General features: G+C 72.0%; 16 protein-coding genes. 9 read left to right on the top strand and 7 right to left on the bottom strand.

What is annotated here, in order from left to right:
- The first annotated feature begins 43 nt into the window (after positions 1-43).
- Positions 44-1,267 (top strand): citrate/2-methylcitrate synthase, encoded by a 1,224-nt coding sequence (locus ACZ499_RS26160; protein WP_468678421.1) that lies wholly within the window; start codon positions 44-46, stop codon positions 1,265-1,267.
- 15 nt (positions 1,268-1,282) lie between these two features.
- On the opposite strand, the gene ACZ499_RS26155 is transcribed toward ACZ499_RS26160, so the two are convergent.
- The 4 genes from ACZ499_RS26155 to ACZ499_RS26140 form a co-directional block, all read right to left on the bottom strand.
- Entirely contained in the window at positions 1,283-3,151 is a 1,869-nt protein-coding gene (locus tag ACZ499_RS26155) for a M1 family metallopeptidase (RefSeq protein WP_468678419.1), read from the bottom strand.
- Positions 3,152-3,893: 742 nt separating this feature from the next.
- Positions 3,894-4,265, bottom strand: coding sequence for a MerR family transcriptional regulator (locus ACZ499_RS26150; RefSeq protein ID WP_468678559.1), 372 nt, complete (start codon positions 4,263-4,265; stop codon positions 3,894-3,896).
- Positions 4,266-4,291: 26 nt separating this feature from the next.
- The gene (locus tag ACZ499_RS26145; protein ID WP_468678417.1) at positions 4,292-5,080 is read right to left on the bottom strand and encodes an SDR family NAD(P)-dependent oxidoreductase; all 789 of its coding nucleotides are present in this window, start codon (positions 5,078-5,080) and stop codon (positions 4,292-4,294) included.
- A 437-nt stretch (positions 5,081-5,517) separates the two neighbouring features.
- Entirely contained in the window at positions 5,518-5,976 is a 459-nt protein-coding gene (locus ACZ499_RS26140; protein ID WP_468404065.1) for a cytidine deaminase family protein, read from the bottom strand.
- A gap of 947 nt (positions 5,977-6,923) precedes the next feature.
- Between ACZ499_RS26140 and ACZ499_RS26135 the strand changes: the two genes are divergently transcribed.
- Complete coding sequence (locus ACZ499_RS26135; RefSeq protein ID WP_468678415.1) at positions 6,924-8,852, top strand: helix-turn-helix domain-containing protein; 1,929 nt, start codon at positions 6,924-6,926, stop codon at positions 8,850-8,852.
- 73 nt (positions 8,853-8,925) lie between these two features.
- On the opposite strand, the gene ACZ499_RS26130 is transcribed toward ACZ499_RS26135, so the two are convergent.
- Positions 8,926-9,537, bottom strand: coding sequence for a TetR/AcrR family transcriptional regulator (locus ACZ499_RS26130; RefSeq protein ID WP_468678413.1), 612 nt, complete (start codon positions 9,535-9,537; stop codon positions 8,926-8,928).
- A gap of 332 nt (positions 9,538-9,869) precedes the next feature.
- Between ACZ499_RS26130 and ACZ499_RS26125 the strand changes: the two genes are divergently transcribed.
- Positions 9,870-10,517 carry a hemerythrin domain-containing protein gene (locus ACZ499_RS26125; RefSeq protein WP_468678411.1) on the top strand — a complete coding sequence of 216 codons (648 nt, stop codon included), beginning with the start codon at positions 9,870-9,872 and terminating at the stop codon, positions 10,515-10,517.
- Between the two features lie 127 nt (positions 10,518-10,644).
- Here the strand turns inward: ACZ499_RS26125 and ACZ499_RS26120 are convergent, their stop codons facing one another.
- Together ACZ499_RS26120 and ACZ499_RS26115 are read right to left on the bottom strand one after the other, a co-directional pair.
- Entirely contained in the window at positions 10,645-11,508 is an 864-nt protein-coding gene (locus ACZ499_RS26120; protein ID WP_468678409.1) for an NAD(P)H-binding protein, read from the bottom strand.
- Between the two features lie 38 nt (positions 11,509-11,546).
- A complete protein-coding gene (locus ACZ499_RS26115; protein WP_468678408.1) occupies positions 11,547-13,127 on the bottom strand; it encodes an FAD-dependent monooxygenase in 1,581 nt (526 codons plus the stop codon).
- A 261-nt stretch (positions 13,128-13,388) separates the two neighbouring features.
- Here ACZ499_RS26115 and ACZ499_RS26110 point away from each other — a divergent pair, with 261 nt between their 5' ends.
- The 6 genes from ACZ499_RS26110 (at position 13,389) to ACZ499_RS26085 (ending at position 17,037) form a co-directional block, all read left to right on the top strand.
- A complete protein-coding gene (locus ACZ499_RS26110; protein WP_283145080.1) occupies positions 13,389-13,700 on the top strand; it encodes an antibiotic biosynthesis monooxygenase family protein in 312 nt (103 codons plus the stop codon).
- Positions 13,697-14,176, top strand: coding sequence for a nuclear transport factor 2 family protein (locus ACZ499_RS26105; protein ID WP_385540752.1), 480 nt, complete (start codon positions 13,697-13,699; stop codon positions 14,174-14,176). The genes ACZ499_RS26110 and ACZ499_RS26105 overlap by 4 nt, the downstream gene beginning before the upstream one ends.
- A 4-nt stretch (positions 14,177-14,180) precedes the next feature.
- Positions 14,181-14,696 (top strand): nuclear transport factor 2 family protein, encoded by a 516-nt coding sequence (locus tag ACZ499_RS26100; RefSeq protein ID WP_468678406.1) that lies wholly within the window; start codon positions 14,181-14,183, stop codon positions 14,694-14,696.
- Positions 14,677-15,138 (top strand): nuclear transport factor 2 family protein, encoded by a 462-nt coding sequence (locus ACZ499_RS26095; protein WP_385540748.1) that lies wholly within the window; start codon positions 14,677-14,679, stop codon positions 15,136-15,138. The genes ACZ499_RS26100 and ACZ499_RS26095 overlap by 20 nt, the downstream gene beginning before the upstream one ends.
- The gene (locus tag ACZ499_RS26090; RefSeq protein WP_385540746.1) at positions 15,135-15,911 is read left to right on the top strand and encodes an SDR family NAD(P)-dependent oxidoreductase; all 777 of its coding nucleotides are present in this window, start codon (positions 15,135-15,137) and stop codon (positions 15,909-15,911) included. The genes ACZ499_RS26095 and ACZ499_RS26090 overlap by 4 nt, the downstream gene beginning before the upstream one ends.
- A gap of 70 nt (positions 15,912-15,981) precedes the next feature.
- Positions 15,982-17,037: an LLM class flavin-dependent oxidoreductase gene (locus tag ACZ499_RS26085; RefSeq protein ID WP_385540745.1), complete on the top strand. Its 1,056-nt coding sequence runs from the start codon at positions 15,982-15,984 to the stop codon at positions 17,035-17,037.
- The last annotated feature ends 32 nt before the right edge of the window (positions 17,038-17,069 follow it).

The raw sequence follows: 17,069 nt of genomic DNA, 5'->3' as shown, positions 1-17,069 counted from the left end.
ATTGATTGAATCAACATTGATCGATCTTGGATACGGTGACCCCATGACGGATCAGTCGCGCCTCACCACCCGCGAGGCGGCCGAACGGCTCGGCGTGAAGCCGGAGACGGTGTACGCGTATGTCAGCCGCGGCCAGCTGAGCAGCGAGCGGGCGCCCGGCGGGCGGGGCTCGACCTTCGACGCCAAGGAGGTCGACGCGCTGGCCCGGCGCAGTGCCCGCCGCGAACCCGTCGCACGCGGCGGTGAGCTGAACTTCCGCACCGGACTGACGCTCATCGACAAGGACCGCTACTACTTCCGAGGGGTCGACGCGGTCGAGCTCGCCGGGGCATACGGCTTCGAGGAGGTCGCGGAGTGGGTGTGGACCGGCACACTGCCGCGCGGCGCCCGGTTCACCGCGCCCCAGCAGTTCCTCGACGCGGCGCGGCTCGCGGTCGGCGCGCTGCCCGCGCACAGCGGCACCATGGACCGGCTGCGGGTCGCCGCGGTCGCCGTCTCGGCCGCCGATCCGCTCCGCTTCGACCTGGAGCCGGCGGCGGTGCTCGGCTGCGCCCGGATGCTCATCCCGACCCTGGTCGGGGCGCTGCCGATGGCCGGCAAGCGGCACCGCGGCGCCGAGCGGCTCGCCTGGCAGCTGTGGCACCGCCTCACGCCCAGGCTCCCCGACGAGGCGTCGATCAACGTACTGGACACGGCCCTCGCCCTGTTGATCGACCATGACCTGGCCGCGTCCACACTCGCCGCCCGGGTCGCGGCCTCGGCACGCGCCCATCCGTACGCGGTCGTCTCGGCCGGGCTCGGCGCGCTGGACGGGCCGCTGCACGGAGCCGCCAGCGGGCTCGCGCACCGGATGCTCGCCGAGGTCCTGGAGCGCGGCGGCGCGGCCCCCGTGGTCGCCGCCCATCTGCGCTCGGGCAGCCGGGTACCCGGCCTCGGCCACCGCCTCTACCCGGGCGAAGACCCGCGCGCCCAGGCGCTGTTCAAGCTGCTCGCGGACCTGCCGCAGGCCGAGGAGGCGCTCGACGCGGCCCATGACGTGATCGCCACGACGGCCCGGCACACCGAGCTGCACGCCAACGTCGATCTCGCGCTCGCCGTGTTCAGCGTGGCGTGCGGTATGCCCGCCGAGGCGGGCGAGGCGGTGTTCGCGGTGGCCCGCACGGCGGGCTGGATCGCGCACGCCCTGGAGGAGTACGAGGAACGCCCGCTCCGTATGCGCCCCAGCGCCCACTACACGGGCCCTCGCCCGCCACAGCCGCTGCCGTGACGGGCGAGGGGGGCGTCAGCCGTCGATGCGGTGCTGGGTCCAGAACGACGTCAGGTCCGTGGTCGTGGCGGCCTGGGCGGCGGCCTTGAACTCGGCCGTCGTCGAGACGCCGTACCAGTGCGAAGTGGCGTAGTCCTTCAGGAGCTTGGCCATGGCGGTGTCACCGAGGACGCGCCGCAGGTCGTGCAGGGCGCACTTGCCGTAGCCGTAGACGACGGTGGAGTAGCGCGAGGAGTGGGCGTCCCAGTAGGCCATCGAGTTGGTGATCTTCTCGGCCGACGACGCCCAGGAGACGCTGTTCCAGCAGCCGCTGCCCGTCTTGTTCAGCGCCAGGTCGGTGGCGTAGTCGGTGAACGACTCGTCCAGCCAGGGGCTGTTGTACTCGTCGTCGCCGACGATCCCGTAGAACCACTGGTGGCCGATCTCGTGGGTGAGCGCGGTGGTGCTGACCAGGTCGAGGACGAAGCCGGGGTACTCCATTCCGCCGAACCAGTAGTTGTTGTCGATCACCGCGTCCAGCTCGCCGTACGGGTAGGCGCCAAAGCGCGCCGCGTGGGTGTCCACGGCGGACTTGGCGGTGCTCAGCATCGACTGGGCGTCGGAGGAGCTGATGCCCGAGACGGAGTAGATGTTGATCGCCGTCCCGGCCGCCGAGGTGCCGGAGATCTTGGCGAAGGGGCCCGCTGCCCAGGCGAAGTCACGGACCTTGGAGGCGGTGGCCGTGGTGACGGTACGGCCGCTGGAGCCGGGGGTGTCGACGGAGGTGCCGGTGGCGGGCACCAGCAGGGAGGTCGGATGGTCGAGGGTCACCTTGAAGTCGGCGGCCAGGGAGTAGAACGACTCGCCGTTGTTGGTGTACGGGTCCAGGTGCCAGCCGGAGCCGTCCTTGACCGCGAGGACGGGCAGGGCGTTGCCGATGTTGTTGAAGGCCCCGTCGTGGCCGAACCGGTCGGCGCCGCTGGGGACGGTGATGCCCAGGTCGAAGCCGATCGTGGCGCTCTGGCCCTGCGCGAGCGGGGTCGGCAGGGCGACCTGGAGGGCGGTGCAGCCGACCGACAGGGAACCCGCGGTGCCACCGGTGACGTTGGTGACCGTGATCGGCATCGCGGAGCAGGTGCCGTGGTAGTTGTCCCACAGCCTCAGATACACCTCGCTGAGCGCGGTGGCGGAGGCGTTGGTGAAGGTCGCGCTCTCGTGACCGGTCCAGACGGTGCCGCTGGTGTTGCTGCTGAGGTTGACGGTGTACGAGGGCGAGGCCGGCGTACGGGTGGAGTCACCCGGCGGGGTCGTGTCGCCGGACGTGTTGAGGGCGACGTCGTCGATGACGAAGCTCGTCTGGAGGCTGGAGTCCTCGGTGCCGGTGAAGGCGACGTTCACGGTCTGGCCCGCGAAGGCCGAGACGTCGAACGACTTCTGTATGTATCCGGTGTTCTTGTTCAGGTTCGAGTACGTCGCCAGGGTCGTACTGCCGATCTTCGCCGTGAGCTTGTCGTACGCGGTGGCCGACGTGGTCTCGGTGGTGTCGATGTGCAGCCAGAAGGTGAGCGTGGCGGTGCTGCACCCGGAGGGGATCGTGACGCTCTGGGAGAGGGTGTCGGTGTGGGTGCTGCCGACGCCGTTCAGCCAGGCGAAGGTGGTGCCGCCGTGGGCGCTCTGACCGGTGCGACTGGTGATCACGCTGGTCTGCGACTGGCTCCAGGGCGAAGTCCCGCTCTCGAAGCCGCCGTTGGCGACCACCTGGGCCGGGGTGCACGCGGCGGCCTTGGGTGCCTCCGGTGCCGCCTGCGGTGCGGCTGCCGCCGCGGTCCCGGACAGCGAGAAACCGGCCAGCGCGGCGACGGCGAGTGCGCCCGCGGCGAGGGCCTTGTGGGGGGTCGGTCTCACACGTAACTCCTTTGACGCGGCCGGGATTCCGGCCTGCTCGGTGGCCGCCCGACGGCTTGGGTGCGCCGGAGGGCGGCCGCGGACTGCGTGCATCGCTCGCGCGATGGCTGCGGTGAGATTTCGGTCGCGCGCCTCCCCGGGGCGGTCCGGGGCGACGGCTGCCGGAAAGCCTGGCAGATTTGACCAGGGCATGCCATCAGGGACAGGTAAAACCCGCGCACAGCGACACGGTCGCGCACATCCGCTGATCGCCGGGGTCCACCCTTGTCTCACAGCCTCCCGGGACCGCACCGCACGATGACCCGCATTCTGAGCGGTCACCAGTCCGGCACGTGGGGACCATGAACGACAACGGACCGTCGCTCGCCCGGCTCAGACCCGCCGCCGGTGCGGGTGCGGCCCAGTCCTGTCCGCCGTACCAGTCGTCGGTGCCCCACGCGTCGTTGCAGCAGTTGCGGTCCGGCTTCCATATGTTGGCCTGGGCGCGCCGGTCGTCCGGGTGGCGTCGTGTACCCGCTCCCAGGCGGAGACGTCCTTCTGGCCGGCCGGGCCGCACCGACAGTCCCCGTCCTTGCCGCTGGTGGGCGACACCATGGCAACGCAGACCGTGGCCCGGTTGTGCGTCTTCTGGAACGCGTCGGCCCACTGCCGATGGGCCTGGAGGTGGTTGCAGGAGGAATCCCACCAAGGAGCCGAGCCCTTCGGTGCAGAGCGAACAAGCCCATATGACCCCGATGGGAGCCTAGGCAACCGGGCGGATCCGGCCGCCGGTCCTCTCCTGGAGCGCGGTTTGCAACCGGTCCCGGGCCTCCGTCTGGGCGGCGATGCGTTCGTTGAGGACCGCCAGCCGCTCCAAGGCGATCCGCAGGCCCCGGTCCGAGGGCGGCGCCGCGGTCACGTCGCCGTCCAGGCAGGGCAGGAACACCTGTACGTCGTCCAGGGTGAGCCCCGCGGCCAGCAGGTGGCGGATGTTGCGGACCCGTACCACCGTACGGTCGTCGAAGACGCGGTAGCCATTGGTGGCCCGCTCCGAGGCGATCAGTCCCGCCTCCTCGTAGTGCCGCAACGCACGCGCCGTCGTCCCGGTCGCCTTCGCCAACTCGCCGATCCGCACCCGTTCCACCTCCCGGGCCACTCCTATCACGCCACCACCGCACCTCCGTCGACGGGGAGGATCACCCCGGTGATGAACGACGCGGCCGGTGCGGCGAGGTGGGTGATGGCCCAGGCGACGTCCTCCGGTCGGCCGATCCGGCCCAGCGGAGTGTGCGCCGACTGCCACTCGCGCAGCGCGGCCAGCCGCTCGGGCGCCAGTCCCTGGTGTTCGCCGATAGGTGTGTCGATCGCTCCGGGGGCGACGGCCGCCACCCGAATGCCTCGGGGCGCCAACTCGACGGCCCAGCTGCGGGTCAGCGCTTCCAGTGCGGCCTTGGTCGCCGCGTAGAGCGAGTTCCCGGGCCAGGCCCGCTGTCCGACCGAGGTGCTGACGTTGACGATCACCCCGCCGGACGCTTCCAGGGACGGCAGCGCGGCCCTGGCCAGCAGCGTGGGCGCGATCAGGTTGGTGGCGATCTGCGGTGTGATCAGCTCCGGAGCGAGGGTGGCGAGCGCACCGCTGCGTACGATGCCCGCGTTGTTGACCAGCACATCCAGGCGCCCGTGCAGTTCCAGCGCGGTCTCGACGATCCGCGCGGGCTCGCCCTCGGCGGTGATGTCGGCGACCAGCGGCGTGATCCGCCCCCGGTCGGCGGCGGCCTCGTGAAGCGGTTCGGCCCGCCGCCCGATGGCCAGCACATGGGCACCCTCGTCCGCGAAGGCACGCGCGGTGGCCCGGCCAATGCCGGTACCGGCCCCGGTGACGACGACGATCCTGGTGGTCCGCGATGTGGTCCGCGTTGCGGTGGTGGTGTTGGTGGTCGTGGTGTTCATGCCGCTCATCGTTCAACCCTGCCGCCAGTGGCAAGGTCAAGGAGAGGCTCTCGGTGAGGGGGTCAGCACCCTCTCGCCCGGTCGTCGGCGCGTCGGCCGTTCTGGCGCGTGTCCCGCCCCGGAAGCCCATCTCGTGATCACGCCGCAGCGGCACATGCCTGATGCCCTACGCGATGGGCCTCCGGGCGGATACGACAGCGGACCCGCAATCGCCCTCGCCGGGATACGGGTGCGGGGGACTCGGGCTACGAGCGAGACGCTGGTGAACATACCGGCCTCCTCCGAGGGCCAGTTGGCCTCGCTCGTCCCGGATCTGGGCGGTGTGGCGGCGAACGCGCCGGCCCCGGCCTTCACGACGCGGGGGAGGCTGAGAGCGCACGGTGAGCTGGCGGAGGCGTCAACGGCACGCCGCCAGCGCGACCATTCCCGCAGGGCGGTTACGGCGTGCCGGGCTGCTCCCCCTCGGACGCCTTCGAGTCTTTGTCAGGGCTCCATGCGTACGCGAACGGCACCAGGTCCTCGATCCGTACGGCGGCGACGGCGCCCCCGGTCGTGGGGAGGAGCACGCGGATGCCCGGGTGGTAGTCGAAGAGCACCTGCCGGTCCCTGCCGCACGGGCCGAGCACGCCGCGGCCCATGTTGCCGACGGCGACGATCGTGGAGAGTTCCCGGGCGCCGGAGGCGCGCGCGTGGCCGAGGGCGACGAGTTCCGCGCAGGGGCCGCCGGTGAAGTGGTAGAGGTTGATGCCGCCGTACATCGTGCCGTCGGCCGCGCGGACGGCGGCGCCCATGGTGTGGACGCCGTCCTGGCCGTCGGTGTTCGCGTCGACGACGGCGCGGGCGAAGTCGATGAGTTCACGGTCGGCCGCGGTCAGTTCGTGGATCGCGATCTGCATACCCGAAGGCTACGGAGGTGTCGCTCGGGGCGCGAATGGATTGGCGGCGTGCGTCGGTCCTCACTGCCCGGGTGGGTCCACATCGGCAGGGACAGCGGCTTGCCCGACTCCACAGAGGTCTTGAGGTTGGCGAGCACCGCCGACCGGCCGCCCGCGGCATCGCGGCGCTCCTTCTCGTCGCGCAGGTTCTCGTGGGTGGCGCTGAGCCGGGCCGTACCACCCAGCGGCTTGAGTTCGAACGTGACCGTGGCGGGGCCGTCGGGCGGTCCTCATCGGGACCGGTCCAGGTGAACACCAGGCGCTCGGGCGGGACGGACTCCACGAGGTGCCGACGACGTCGGCGACGCCGGAGCCGTCGGTGCGGCGGCGCTCCCAGGCGGAGCGAGGCCGCCAGTCCGAGACGTTGCTGTGGCCCCAGGGCTGGGTGGTCGCCTGGCGGGACATCGCCAGGCCTTCGCACGGCTCACCGAGGGTCTGCCCGTTGTCCTGGAACAGCCGGTCCGGCAGACGCCGACGGGCGGTGTCGGCGAGGGCCTTGAAGACCTTGTCCAGCTCATCGCTCACTCCTCCATCACGCAAGCATTACCTGCATGTCAAGTTTCGGAACCCCGTTGGGAGCCCCATCGGTGCCGATGCCCGCAGCGGCGCATAGTTCTGGCCAAAACACGGGAAATTACTTGATCGCGCCATCGTGATGAAGTCCTAATGGCCGCGGGGGGGTCCTGTCGTGGTGACGAAGAATGCAGCCGGAGAACTCAAGAGCAGGTCAGCGGTGACTGCCGCGCTGCCGGGCGATCCGCCGGCCATGGCCCACCCCCGGCCGCCGGGCGCCCTTCCGCCGCGTAACGGACCGGCGGAGACAAGACACCCCCCATCACCCCCGGTCGCTCAACCGCGTCGGCGCAACCCGTCGGCGGAGCGTCCCCCTGCGCACAGTACGGAGTGAGATGTCCGAAGACACGGCCACCCTGAGCGGTGCCGTCACCTATCTGGAACTGCTGGCCATGCGGTCCTCCCGAGGAGCCTTCAGCCAACCGGCCCTGCAGGCAAGGCGGGGAGGCGCTCCGCCCCACGTCGTGGACGACCTCGAACGGGCCGAGCAGCTCGCCCTCGGGGTCGAGCAGCAGATGGCCGACCTGGAGCGGCGCAAGAACGAGCTCGCGCTGCTGATGGACACGACCCGGGCCCTGGCGGAGCAGGAGGACCTCGACTCGCTGCTCACGACCCTCGTACGCCGCACCCGGCTCCTTCTGCACGTGGACATGGCCTGGGTACTGCTTCTCGACGGCGAGGACGGCTCGTGCATCCGCGCCGCCGACGGCGCGATCTCCGTACTCGGCGGGGTCGCCCGCGTCCCCGTCTGGCAGGGCCTCAACGCCATCAACGCGGTGGGGCAGTCGCCCGTGTGGACCTCCGACTGCCACCGGGACGACACGATCCCGCGCTCCGAGCACATCGAGGCCGTCGTCCTCGAAGAGGGGCTGACGGCGCTGCTCGCGGTGCCGCTGCGCAGCGCGGGCAAGGTGGTCGGCGTGCTCTTCGGCGGCGACCGGGTCGCCCGCTCGTACACCGCGGACGAGGTGGCGACGATGTCCACCGTCGCCAACTACGCCGTCGCCGCCGTGAAATCGGTCCAGGCCCTGGAGCTCGCCCGCGACCGGGTCGCCGGTCTCAGCGCCGAGGTCGACCGGCTGCGCGCCAGGGAGCGGGCGCAGCGGCAGACGGCGCAGAGCGGTCAACGGCTCGTCGAACTCGCCCTCGGCGGAGTCGACGTGAAGGCGTTCACCGTCACCGCGGGCCAGACGCTCGACGGCTCGGTCTGGCTGCGCGACGAGAACGACGACACCATGGCCCGCACCAGCTGCCAGTGGGACGACGAGGAGGAGCTGGCCGCCGCCACCTTCACCGCGCGCGCCGAGCAGCGCGTGGTCCACCTGGACGACGGCACCGTGGTGGTGCCCGTCCGCACCGGCGAGGAGGACCGGGGCGCCTTCGTCCTGCGCTGCCCGGCGGACCGCACGCCCGACATGGACCTGGTCCGGTACGCGGTCCAGGCGGCGGCGATCCTGGTCACGCTCAACCGCGGCGCCGAGTCCGCCGACCGCAAGTTCCGCGACGAGGCGCTGGACCGGCTGCTCAACGGCGTCCCCTTCAGCCGCCGTTGTCAGCGCCGCCTCAAGGGGCTCGGGCTCGATCTGAGCCGTCGGCACGCCGTGATCGTCACCCGGCTGCCGGTCGGCGACGGACACGCGCTCTCGACCTGGACGTCGACCTTCGTCTGGCTCCGCGGGGGCGCCAGAACGGTCCACAACGGCCATCTCGTGATCCTGCTGCCGCACTCCGACGCGCGTGAGGCGGCCCGCGATGTGAAGCAGCGCCTGGCCAAGACGCTCGGCCGGCCGGTCGCGGTGGGTGCGGCCTCGGCCGGCGGCGGCCCGGAGGAGCTCCTCGCCGCGTACCGGGAGGCCGCCGCCTGTCTGGACGTCCTGACGATCCTCGGCAAGGAGGGCGCGGACACTCCGGCGATGGCCGACGAACTCGGCTTCGTCGGCATGCTGCTGGGCGGCAGCCGGGACATCGGCGCGTTCATCGAGCAGACGCTCGGCCCGATCCTCACCTACGACGAGCGGCGCTCGACCAATCTCGCCGCCACCCTGGAGGCGTACTTCGCGGCGGGCGCCAGTCCCACGTACGCGGCGGAGGCGCTGCGGGTGCACACCAACACGGTGGCCCGGCGTCTGGAGCGCGTCTCGCAGCTCCTCGGCCCCGAGTGGCAGCAGCCGGGCCCGGCCCTGGAGATCCAGCTCGCCCTTCGCCTGTCCAAGGTCAGCGCGTCGCTGCGGGGCCACGCGGTGGCCGGGCAGGGCGTGAGCTGACCCAGCTCCACGAGGCTCCCCGCGCCCGCCCCGGTACGGGCTCCCAGAAGCGTGTGCCGGGGCGGGTCCCGGTTCAGGCGGGGGCGTGCGCCGCGAGGAAGTCGTCGACGACGCGCTCGACGTACTCGGCGGTGACCGAGCGCCCGGCGAGCAGACGGCGGTACATCAGCGGGCCCGCCAGCTGGTCGACGGCGAGGTCCGGGTCGAGGTCCGCGGCCAGTTCGCCGCGGGCCTTCGCGGCGTCGAGCACGGTACGGAAGACGCGGGAGCCCTCGCGGTAGAGCACCTCCTTGAGCTGGGCGAAGACCGGGTCGACCCCGGCGCGTTCGATGACCGCGCGCAGCCCCCGGTCGCTCACCGGGTCGTGCAGCAGGCGCCGCAGCCCGTCGAGTTCACGGATCAGGTCGTCGCGCAGGACGCCCGTCGGCGGTGTGTGCGCGGTGGAGATCCGCTCGGCGATGACGTCCCGGACCAGGCCCGAGGCCTCGGGCCAGTGACGGTAGAGGGTGGTGCGGCCCACGCCGCTGCGGGCGGCGACGGCGACATGGGTGACGGCCGACCAGCCCTGCTCGATGAGCAGGTCGCGGGCGGCGGCCAGGGCGGCGGCCCGGCTGCGCTCGGCGCGCGGATCGGGCCCGCGGCCCGGCGCGTCGGAGGTGCGGCTCGGCTCGGTGGGCGCGGACATCCGGCTCCGTCCTGTCGTCGTCGTGGCACGAGTGTAAGTCGTGCGGCCCTGGTGGCCGCGCCTCCTCTCCGTGACGTATACGCAGGTCACACCCGTCGGCGGTGCGGCTCACCAGCACGCGCCCCGCCGCACCGGCCGCCGCACGGCCCGCTGCCGAACCGTCCGCCCCGACAAAGCTTATGGAACAGCTTGCCCCACAGCGAGGTGTGGGGCAAGCTGTTCCATAGGTTCGGAACAACGTGCACCGTTGAGCGCCGGCCCGGCATCTTCCCCCGCCGCCGCAACGACCGCAGCAGCGACACCCGACCCCGCTTGTGAGAGGACCCCCTGCCATGAACGCCACCGAGGGCCGCGACCAGCCCGACCTGACGCTGATGTACGCGACCCACGACGCCTTCCGGCGCGACCTGGGCCTGCTGGCCGCGGCCGCCCGGGACAACGGCACCGCGCCCGGCTCGGCCTTCCGGACCGGTTGGGAGACCTTCCAGACCTTCCTGACGATCCACCACACCGCCGAGGACAAGGTGCTGTGGCCGCTGATGCGCGCCAAGCTCGCCGACGACCCGGAGCGGTTGGGGATGCTCGACGAGATGGATGCCGAGCACGAGGTCCTCGACCCGTTGCTGGACGCCGTCGAGGACGTACTGGCCCAGCAGCAGGCGGAGCGGCTGCCCGGCCTGATCGCCACGGTGGCCGACAAGCTGGCCCACCACCTCGACCACGAGGAGCAGGCGGCGCTGCCCGTCGTCCAGTCGGTGCTCAGCGCCCCGGAGTACGACACGTTCGGCGCCGAGCAGCGGCGGATGCTGGGGGTCAAGGGCGGCGCCCTGTACTTCCCCTGGGTGCTTGACGGCGCCTCCGAGGAGACGCAGCGCACCGCGCTCGGCGTGGTGCCGCCGCCGGTGCGCTTCCTCTACCGGGCCGTATGGCGTCCGCGCTACCAGAAGCGCACCCGGGCCTTCTCCCAGGCCGCCGCCTGACACCCGGCGCGGCCTGCCCCCATCCGGCGAGCACGACGGTGCCCGGCGTCCATCCGATGGACGCCGGGCACCGCGCCGTAACGGGTCTGCCGGTCAGTCGAATTCAACCGGTGACCGGGACCGGGGCTCAGGCGAAGTCGGCCGTGTGCGCCTCGGCCCAGTCCCGGAAGCTGCGGGCCCGGCGGCCCAGCACGCCCTGCACATCCGGGAACAGCCGCCCACGGAAGTCGTCGCCGGATTCGAGGGCCTTCCGCAGCGCCGCCACCACGCCGTCGGCGGTCGCCTCCCCGTACAGCCCCGCCATGACCGCGCGGTGCTCCTCGATCGAGATCTGCTCGAAGCGCAGCTTCCGGCCGAGCACCGACCCGAGCACCGCCACCTGCTGACGGGCCGTCAGTGCCTCGGGGCCGGTCAGCGCGTAGGTGCGGCCCTCGTGGCCCGGCTCGGTCAGCGCGCGCACCGCGACGTCGGCGATGTCCTGCGGGTCCACCAGCGCCTCGGGCAGATCGGCGACGGGGCTGCGCACCACACCGTCCCCGCGCGCCGCGTCCGCCCAGCCGAGGGCGTGCGTCATAAAACCGTTGGGCCGCAGGATCGTCCAGGCCAGGCCCGACTCCGTGAGCGCCTTCTCGGCCTGGCGGTGCCACAGGCCCAGCGGGGTGTCGTTCTCCTCCTCGACCTCCGCGACGCCGAGCGTGGACAACTGTACGATGTGCTCGACGCCCGTCTTCCGCGCCACGGCCACCAGATTCGCGTCGTGGGTGCGCTTGTTGTGCCCGAGCGACATGAGGAAGACCTTGCGTACGCCGTCGAGCACGTCCGGCAGCGTGTCGGGCAGCCCCAGGTCGGCGCCCACCACCTCGATCCCGGAGGGCAGTTGGGCGCGGGCGGGATCGCGCGTCAGGGCCCGTACGGAATGGCCCGCCGCGTGCAGGCGCGCCAGCACCTTGCCGCCGACGTTGCCGGTCGCCCCGGTCACCAAAATGGTCATGGGTGTCTCCGATTCAGCTGGTTGGGAAGGTGCGGTGGTCAGTTTGCGGGGCGGTCCAGGACCGTGCGCAGGGCGTCCTCCAGGCCCGCCGCCCCCGAGTCGTCCGCGGCACGCCAGGCGATGAAGCGGTCGGGGCGCACCAGCGAGGCGCCCGTGGGCGTCACGCCGTAGCTCTTCTCCCAGCCGCTCGCCCGGTGCACGGCGATCTCGATGCCGAGCCGCTCGGCCGCGCTCTTCGCCGCCTTCTCCCACCCTGTGGCGTCGGCCCCGGCGAGCAGGACGAAGGACCGGCCGAACAGGCCGGTGGTGGAGCCGCCGTCGCCGAGTTGTACGTAGGGCGCCCGCGAGCCGGGGCGTCCGGTGGGGGCCGTCGGGTCTTCGAGGAGCTCGCCCTCGTCGCCCGGCTCCAGGACGACGGCGCCCTGGGCGCAGCGGTAGCCGAAGACCTGCGCGACCGGGTCGATGGGCGCGGCGGCCGTACCGTCGTCGAGGTCGGGGCCCAGGCGCTCCACCGTGTTGGCGAACTGCTGCTCCGCGATCATGTCGGAGACCGGCCTGCGCTCCGCGTCGTGGCTGGCGAGCAGCCCGGGACCGGCCTGCCCCCGCACGGTCATGGCCAGCTTCCAGGCGAGGTAGAAGCCGTCCATGACGGCCGTGTTGCCGCCGAGCCCGCCGGGCGCCGGCACCACCTTCGCCGCGTCGCCCACCAGGTGGACCCGCCCCACCGAGAACCGGTCCGCGACCTCGCACACGATCTCGGTGCGGCCCGAGCCGGCCACCGTCAGCTCCAGGTCCGGCATCCCCAGACCGGTCCGTACGAGGGCGGCGCACTGCTCCTCGGTGTAGCCGCGGAAGTCGGGCTGGTCCTTGGTCATGCCGTGGATGTAGCCGTAGCGGCCCGGGATGTCCGTGGTGTAGAAGACGCCCGGCACCGGCTGCAGGAGGTGGAACAAGGCGAACCTGCGGCCCTCGGTCACCCCGCCCGCCAGCCCCTCCAGGGGGCCGCTCATGTCCGCGTCGAAGAAGACCCGGAAGACCTCGCCCAGGCGCCCGCGTCCGTGGATGCCGACGCCAAGGGCCCGGCGAGCCGGGCTCTTGCGGCCGTCCGCCGCCACCATGTGGCCCGCGCGCACGGTGCGTTCGGCGCCGGTGGCCACGTCGCGCAGGAGCGCGGTGACCCCGTCGGCGTCCTGGGTGAAGGAGACCAGCTCGGTGCCGAAGGCGAGCTCGGCGCCGAGCTCGCGGGCGCGCTCGGCGAGGATGACCTCGGTGTGTTCCTGGCTGGCCATGGCCCAGTCCTCGGGCGAGACATGGCCCATGCTCATCTCGCCCTGCGTCATGATGCCGCGCAGCACCGGGCCGGAGAGCGTCTCGGCGAGCGCCATGTAGAAGTCACCGGTGCCGCCCGGCGAGGCGGCGGTGATCCGGTCGGCCACGCCGCCGATGCGCAGCGCCTCCATCGTGTGCGGGTACTGCCCGCGCGCCTTCATCACGACGGAGGTGCCGGGGTGTTTCTCGACCAGCAGCGGCCGGACGCCGTGCAGGCCGAGGAAGAGCGCGGTGGACAGGCCTGACAGACCGCCGCCGGCGATGAGAACGGGCACGGATGCCTCGGACACGGACACTCCCGGGTTCGGTGGACAAGACGGTGCCTTCAGCATCGGCAGCCGGGACGGTGACCGGATCGGGGCGCGATGCCGACGGGCTGGGGGCCCGGTCGTGGCGTTTACGGCGCCGCCGTCCACCACCGAGTCACCAACCAGGCATCAGCGGCGGAGCGGAGTGTGGAGAGCGCCCCCGGGGCCACCACCCCGCGATCCGGAGCCTTCCGGCCCGCGCCGGTGGCCGGGTGTCACCGTTCGCCCTAACGAGGAGTCTTCGTGGTCGTCTTCGTCAACAAGCTGACGCTCATCGGCAAGCCCGAGGAGTTGGAGCGGATCTACGCACACGTCGCCGAGTTCATGGAGGTGCAGCCCGGTCTGATCCGCTACCAGCTGATCCGCTCGCAGAAGGAGCCGGGCATCTACTTCAACGTGGCCGAGTGGGACAGCAAGGAGTCCTTCGACACGGCGCTGGCCGAGCCCGAGTTCCGGGCCCGCCTCAAGGCGCTGGGCACCGTCATCAAGGGTGAGCCGCACCTGAGCGACGTCGTGGTCGAGGGCGTCGCCCGCGAGGCCGGAGCGGCCCGGTGACCCCCGATGTCGCCGCGGTCATGGCGTCCGCCGGCACCCATGTGCCCGCCGTCTCGGCGGACACGTACGCCCAGATCCTCCAGTTCTACGCCCGCCATATGCAGCTGCTCGACGCGGGCTCCGCGGAGGAGTGGGCGGAGGGTTTCACCGAGGACGGGGTGTTCGCGCAGAACGTCAAGCCCGAGCCGTGGAAGGGCCGTTCGCACATCGCCACCTCGATGCGGCGCGGTGTCGACCGCCTCGCCGGGCGCGGCGTCCAGCGCCGCCACTGGTTCTCCATGGTGGTCGCGGTCCCCGAGAGCGCCGGGACGGGGGACGAGGAGGCGGTCCGCACCCAGTACTACGCGGTGGTCTTCGAGACCCCGCACGGCGGCAAGGCCTCGGTGTATCTGAGCACCACCGGCGAGGACGTGCTGGTGCGGCGGTCCGGCCGGTGGCTGATCAAGCACCGCGACATCGCCCACGACGGGTCCTGAACCGATGGCGCCCCCGCTCCCGGAAACCGCGGACGGCCGCCTCTATGCCGAGATCCAGCGGTTCTACGCCCGCCAGGTGCGCCTCCTCGGCGAGGGCGACGTGGACCGCTGGGCGCTCACCTTCACCGAGGACGCCGTCTTCGAGCAGGAGGCCCCGGCGGACAAGGTCTTCGCCGGGAACGCGCCGCCCGTACGCACCGGGCGCGCGGCCATCGCGGCGGCGGCCCGCGGGGCGGTCGGTGAGCGCCGGGCGGACGGGCGGGTGCGGCGGTATCTGATCGGGATGCTGACCGTGCGTCCCGCCCCGGACGGCGCCGTGCACACCCGCTACGACGCGGTGCTCGTACAGACCCCGCGAGGCCGGCCCTGCGAGCTCCACTTGAGCACCACCGGGCGGGACGAGCTGGTCCGTCACGACGACGGCTGGCTCGTCCGGTACCGGGTCAACTCCCATGACAGCGTGGCCGGTTCGCACACCGGCACCGAGCAGGAGGAACACCATGGCCGATCTGACACGTGAGCGGGTGGAGGCTGCCTACGCGGCCCTCATGACCGGCGACCGGAACAAGATCACCGAATACTGGTCCGAGGACCTGCGCTTCCAGATGCCCGGCAACCACCAGTTCGCCGGCTGGTTCAACGGCCTGGACGACTATCTCCAGAAGATGGGCAAGCTGGGCGAGGCGTGCGGCGGCCGCATCCAGGCCGAGACGCTGAGCATCCTGATCAACGAGGCGGAGGGCATCTCCGTCGACATCTACCGGCTCGACGGCTACCGCGCGCACGCCGAGGAGGGCACCGTCTCCCCGTACGAGCGGCTCCAGGTCGAGGGCGTGCACATGCTGCGCTGGGAGAACGGCAAGATCGTCGAGGGCCGCAGCGCCCTGTTCGCCGACGGTGTCACACGCGGCAACCTGTGGTGGTCGCCGGTCGGCACCGACGGAGAGCGCACGGAGCTGTGACCGGCCCGGCCACCGGCGCGGACACGGGCCTGGCCGGGCGGTGCGTCGTCGTCACCGGGGCCGGTAGCGGCATCGGACGGGCGGTGGCGCACGCGTTCGCCGACGAGGGCGCCCGGGTCCTGGTGGTGGGGCGCGGGGCCGCCCGGCTCGCCGAGACCGCGGCCGGGCGCCCCGGCATCCACCCGTTCGCCGCCGACGTCTCGGCGCCGGACGGACCGCGGCTGGTCGTCGAGGCGGCCGTCCGCGAACTCGGCGGCCTCGACGTCCTGGTGAACAACGCCGTGACCATGCGGTCCGCCCCGCTCGGCACCATCGAGGCGGACGACACCCACCGCCAGGTCGCCACCAACCTGCTCGCGCCGCTCTTCCTCACCCAGGAGGCGCTCCCCCACCTGGAAGCGGCCAAGGGCACCGTCCTCAACGTCACCACCGCCGGCAACCAGCGCGGCTGGCCCGGCCATTCCGTCTACGGCGCCACCAAGGCGGCGCTCGACTTCCTCACCCGCACCTGGGCGCTCGAACTCGCACCGCGCGGCATCCGGGTCGCCGCCGTGGCCCCCGGCCCCGTGGAGACGCCCATCGGCGAGCACGCCGGGCTCGACCCCGCGGGCGTCGAGCGGATGCGCGAGCGACAGCGCGCCCGGGTGCCGCTCGGCCGGGTCGGACAGCCCGAGGAGATCGCCTGGTGGCTGGTCCACCTCGCCCGCCCCGAGGCGTCCTTCGCCACCGGCCTCGTGCTGCCGGTGGACGGCGGCGCCGGAGTCGTGTTCTGACCGCACCGCCCAACGACACGTCCACAACGAGACGTCCGCAACGGCACGTCTGCAACGACACGGAGTAGCAATGGAATTCGGTATCAATTTCTTCCCCACCGTCGGTCCGGAAGAGAAGCCCGCCGACGTGTACTTCGACGAGGCCCTGCGGCTGGTGGAGCTCGCCGAGGAGCTCGGCTACGACCACATCAAGACCGTGGAGCACTACTTCTTCAAGTACGGCGGTTACAGCCCGGACCCGGTGACGTTCCTGGCCGCCGCGGCCGCCAGGACCAGCCGGATCAAGCTGGTCACCGGCGCGGTGATCCCGGCCTTCACCCACCCGCTGAAGCTGGCGGGCAAGCTCGCCATGCTGGACAACATCTCGCACGGCCGCCTCCAGGTGGGCTTCGGCCGGGCCTTCCTGCCCGACGAGTTCGACGCCTTCGAGCTGGCCATGGACGAGAGCCGGCCCCGCTTCCTGGACGGCCTGCGCGCCTGCCAGAAGCTGTGGTCCGAGGAGAACGTGGTCTGGGACAGCGAGTTCCACAAGTTCGGCCCGGTCACCCTGCTCCCCCGGCCCTACCAGCGCCCGCACCCGAGGATCCTGGTGGCCGCGGCCATCACGCCCTCGTCGTGCGAGCAGGCCGGCCACGACGGCCACGGGCTGCTGCTCGTGCCGTCCATCTCCAAGCGCGAGAAGGTGCAGGAGATGCTCACCCTGTACCGCAAGGCGTACGCCGACGCGGGCCACGCGCCGGGCGGCGACGAGGTGCACCTGAGCTACGGCTGCTACCTGAGCGAGGACTCCGCCGAGGCGATGGCCAAGGGCCGTGAGTACTCGCAGCGCACCAACGCCGTGATGGTCGACGCCGTCGCCGCGTGGGGCACCCGCCGCAGCGAGGGCTACGCCGGGTACGAGGCCATCGTGGACAAGATCAAGAAGTCCGACTTCGACAAGTCGGTGGCCGAGAACAAGACGCTGGTCGGCACCCCCGACGAGGTCACCGAGCGGCTGCGCACCATCCGCGAGTGGTACGGCGACGTCACCATCAGCCTCCAGATGATCTCCGGCAACCCGCCCTACGAGGAGACGGCCCGCACCGCCCGGCTCTTCGCCGAGCAGGTGATCCCGAACTTCCGGTAAGCACGTGGCAGTTCGCACCACCGCGAGGCACG

The sequence above is a fragment of the Streptomyces sp. NPDC031265 genome (assembly GCF_055570295.1).
This window is presented reverse-complemented; position numbering and strand designations above follow the sequence as displayed.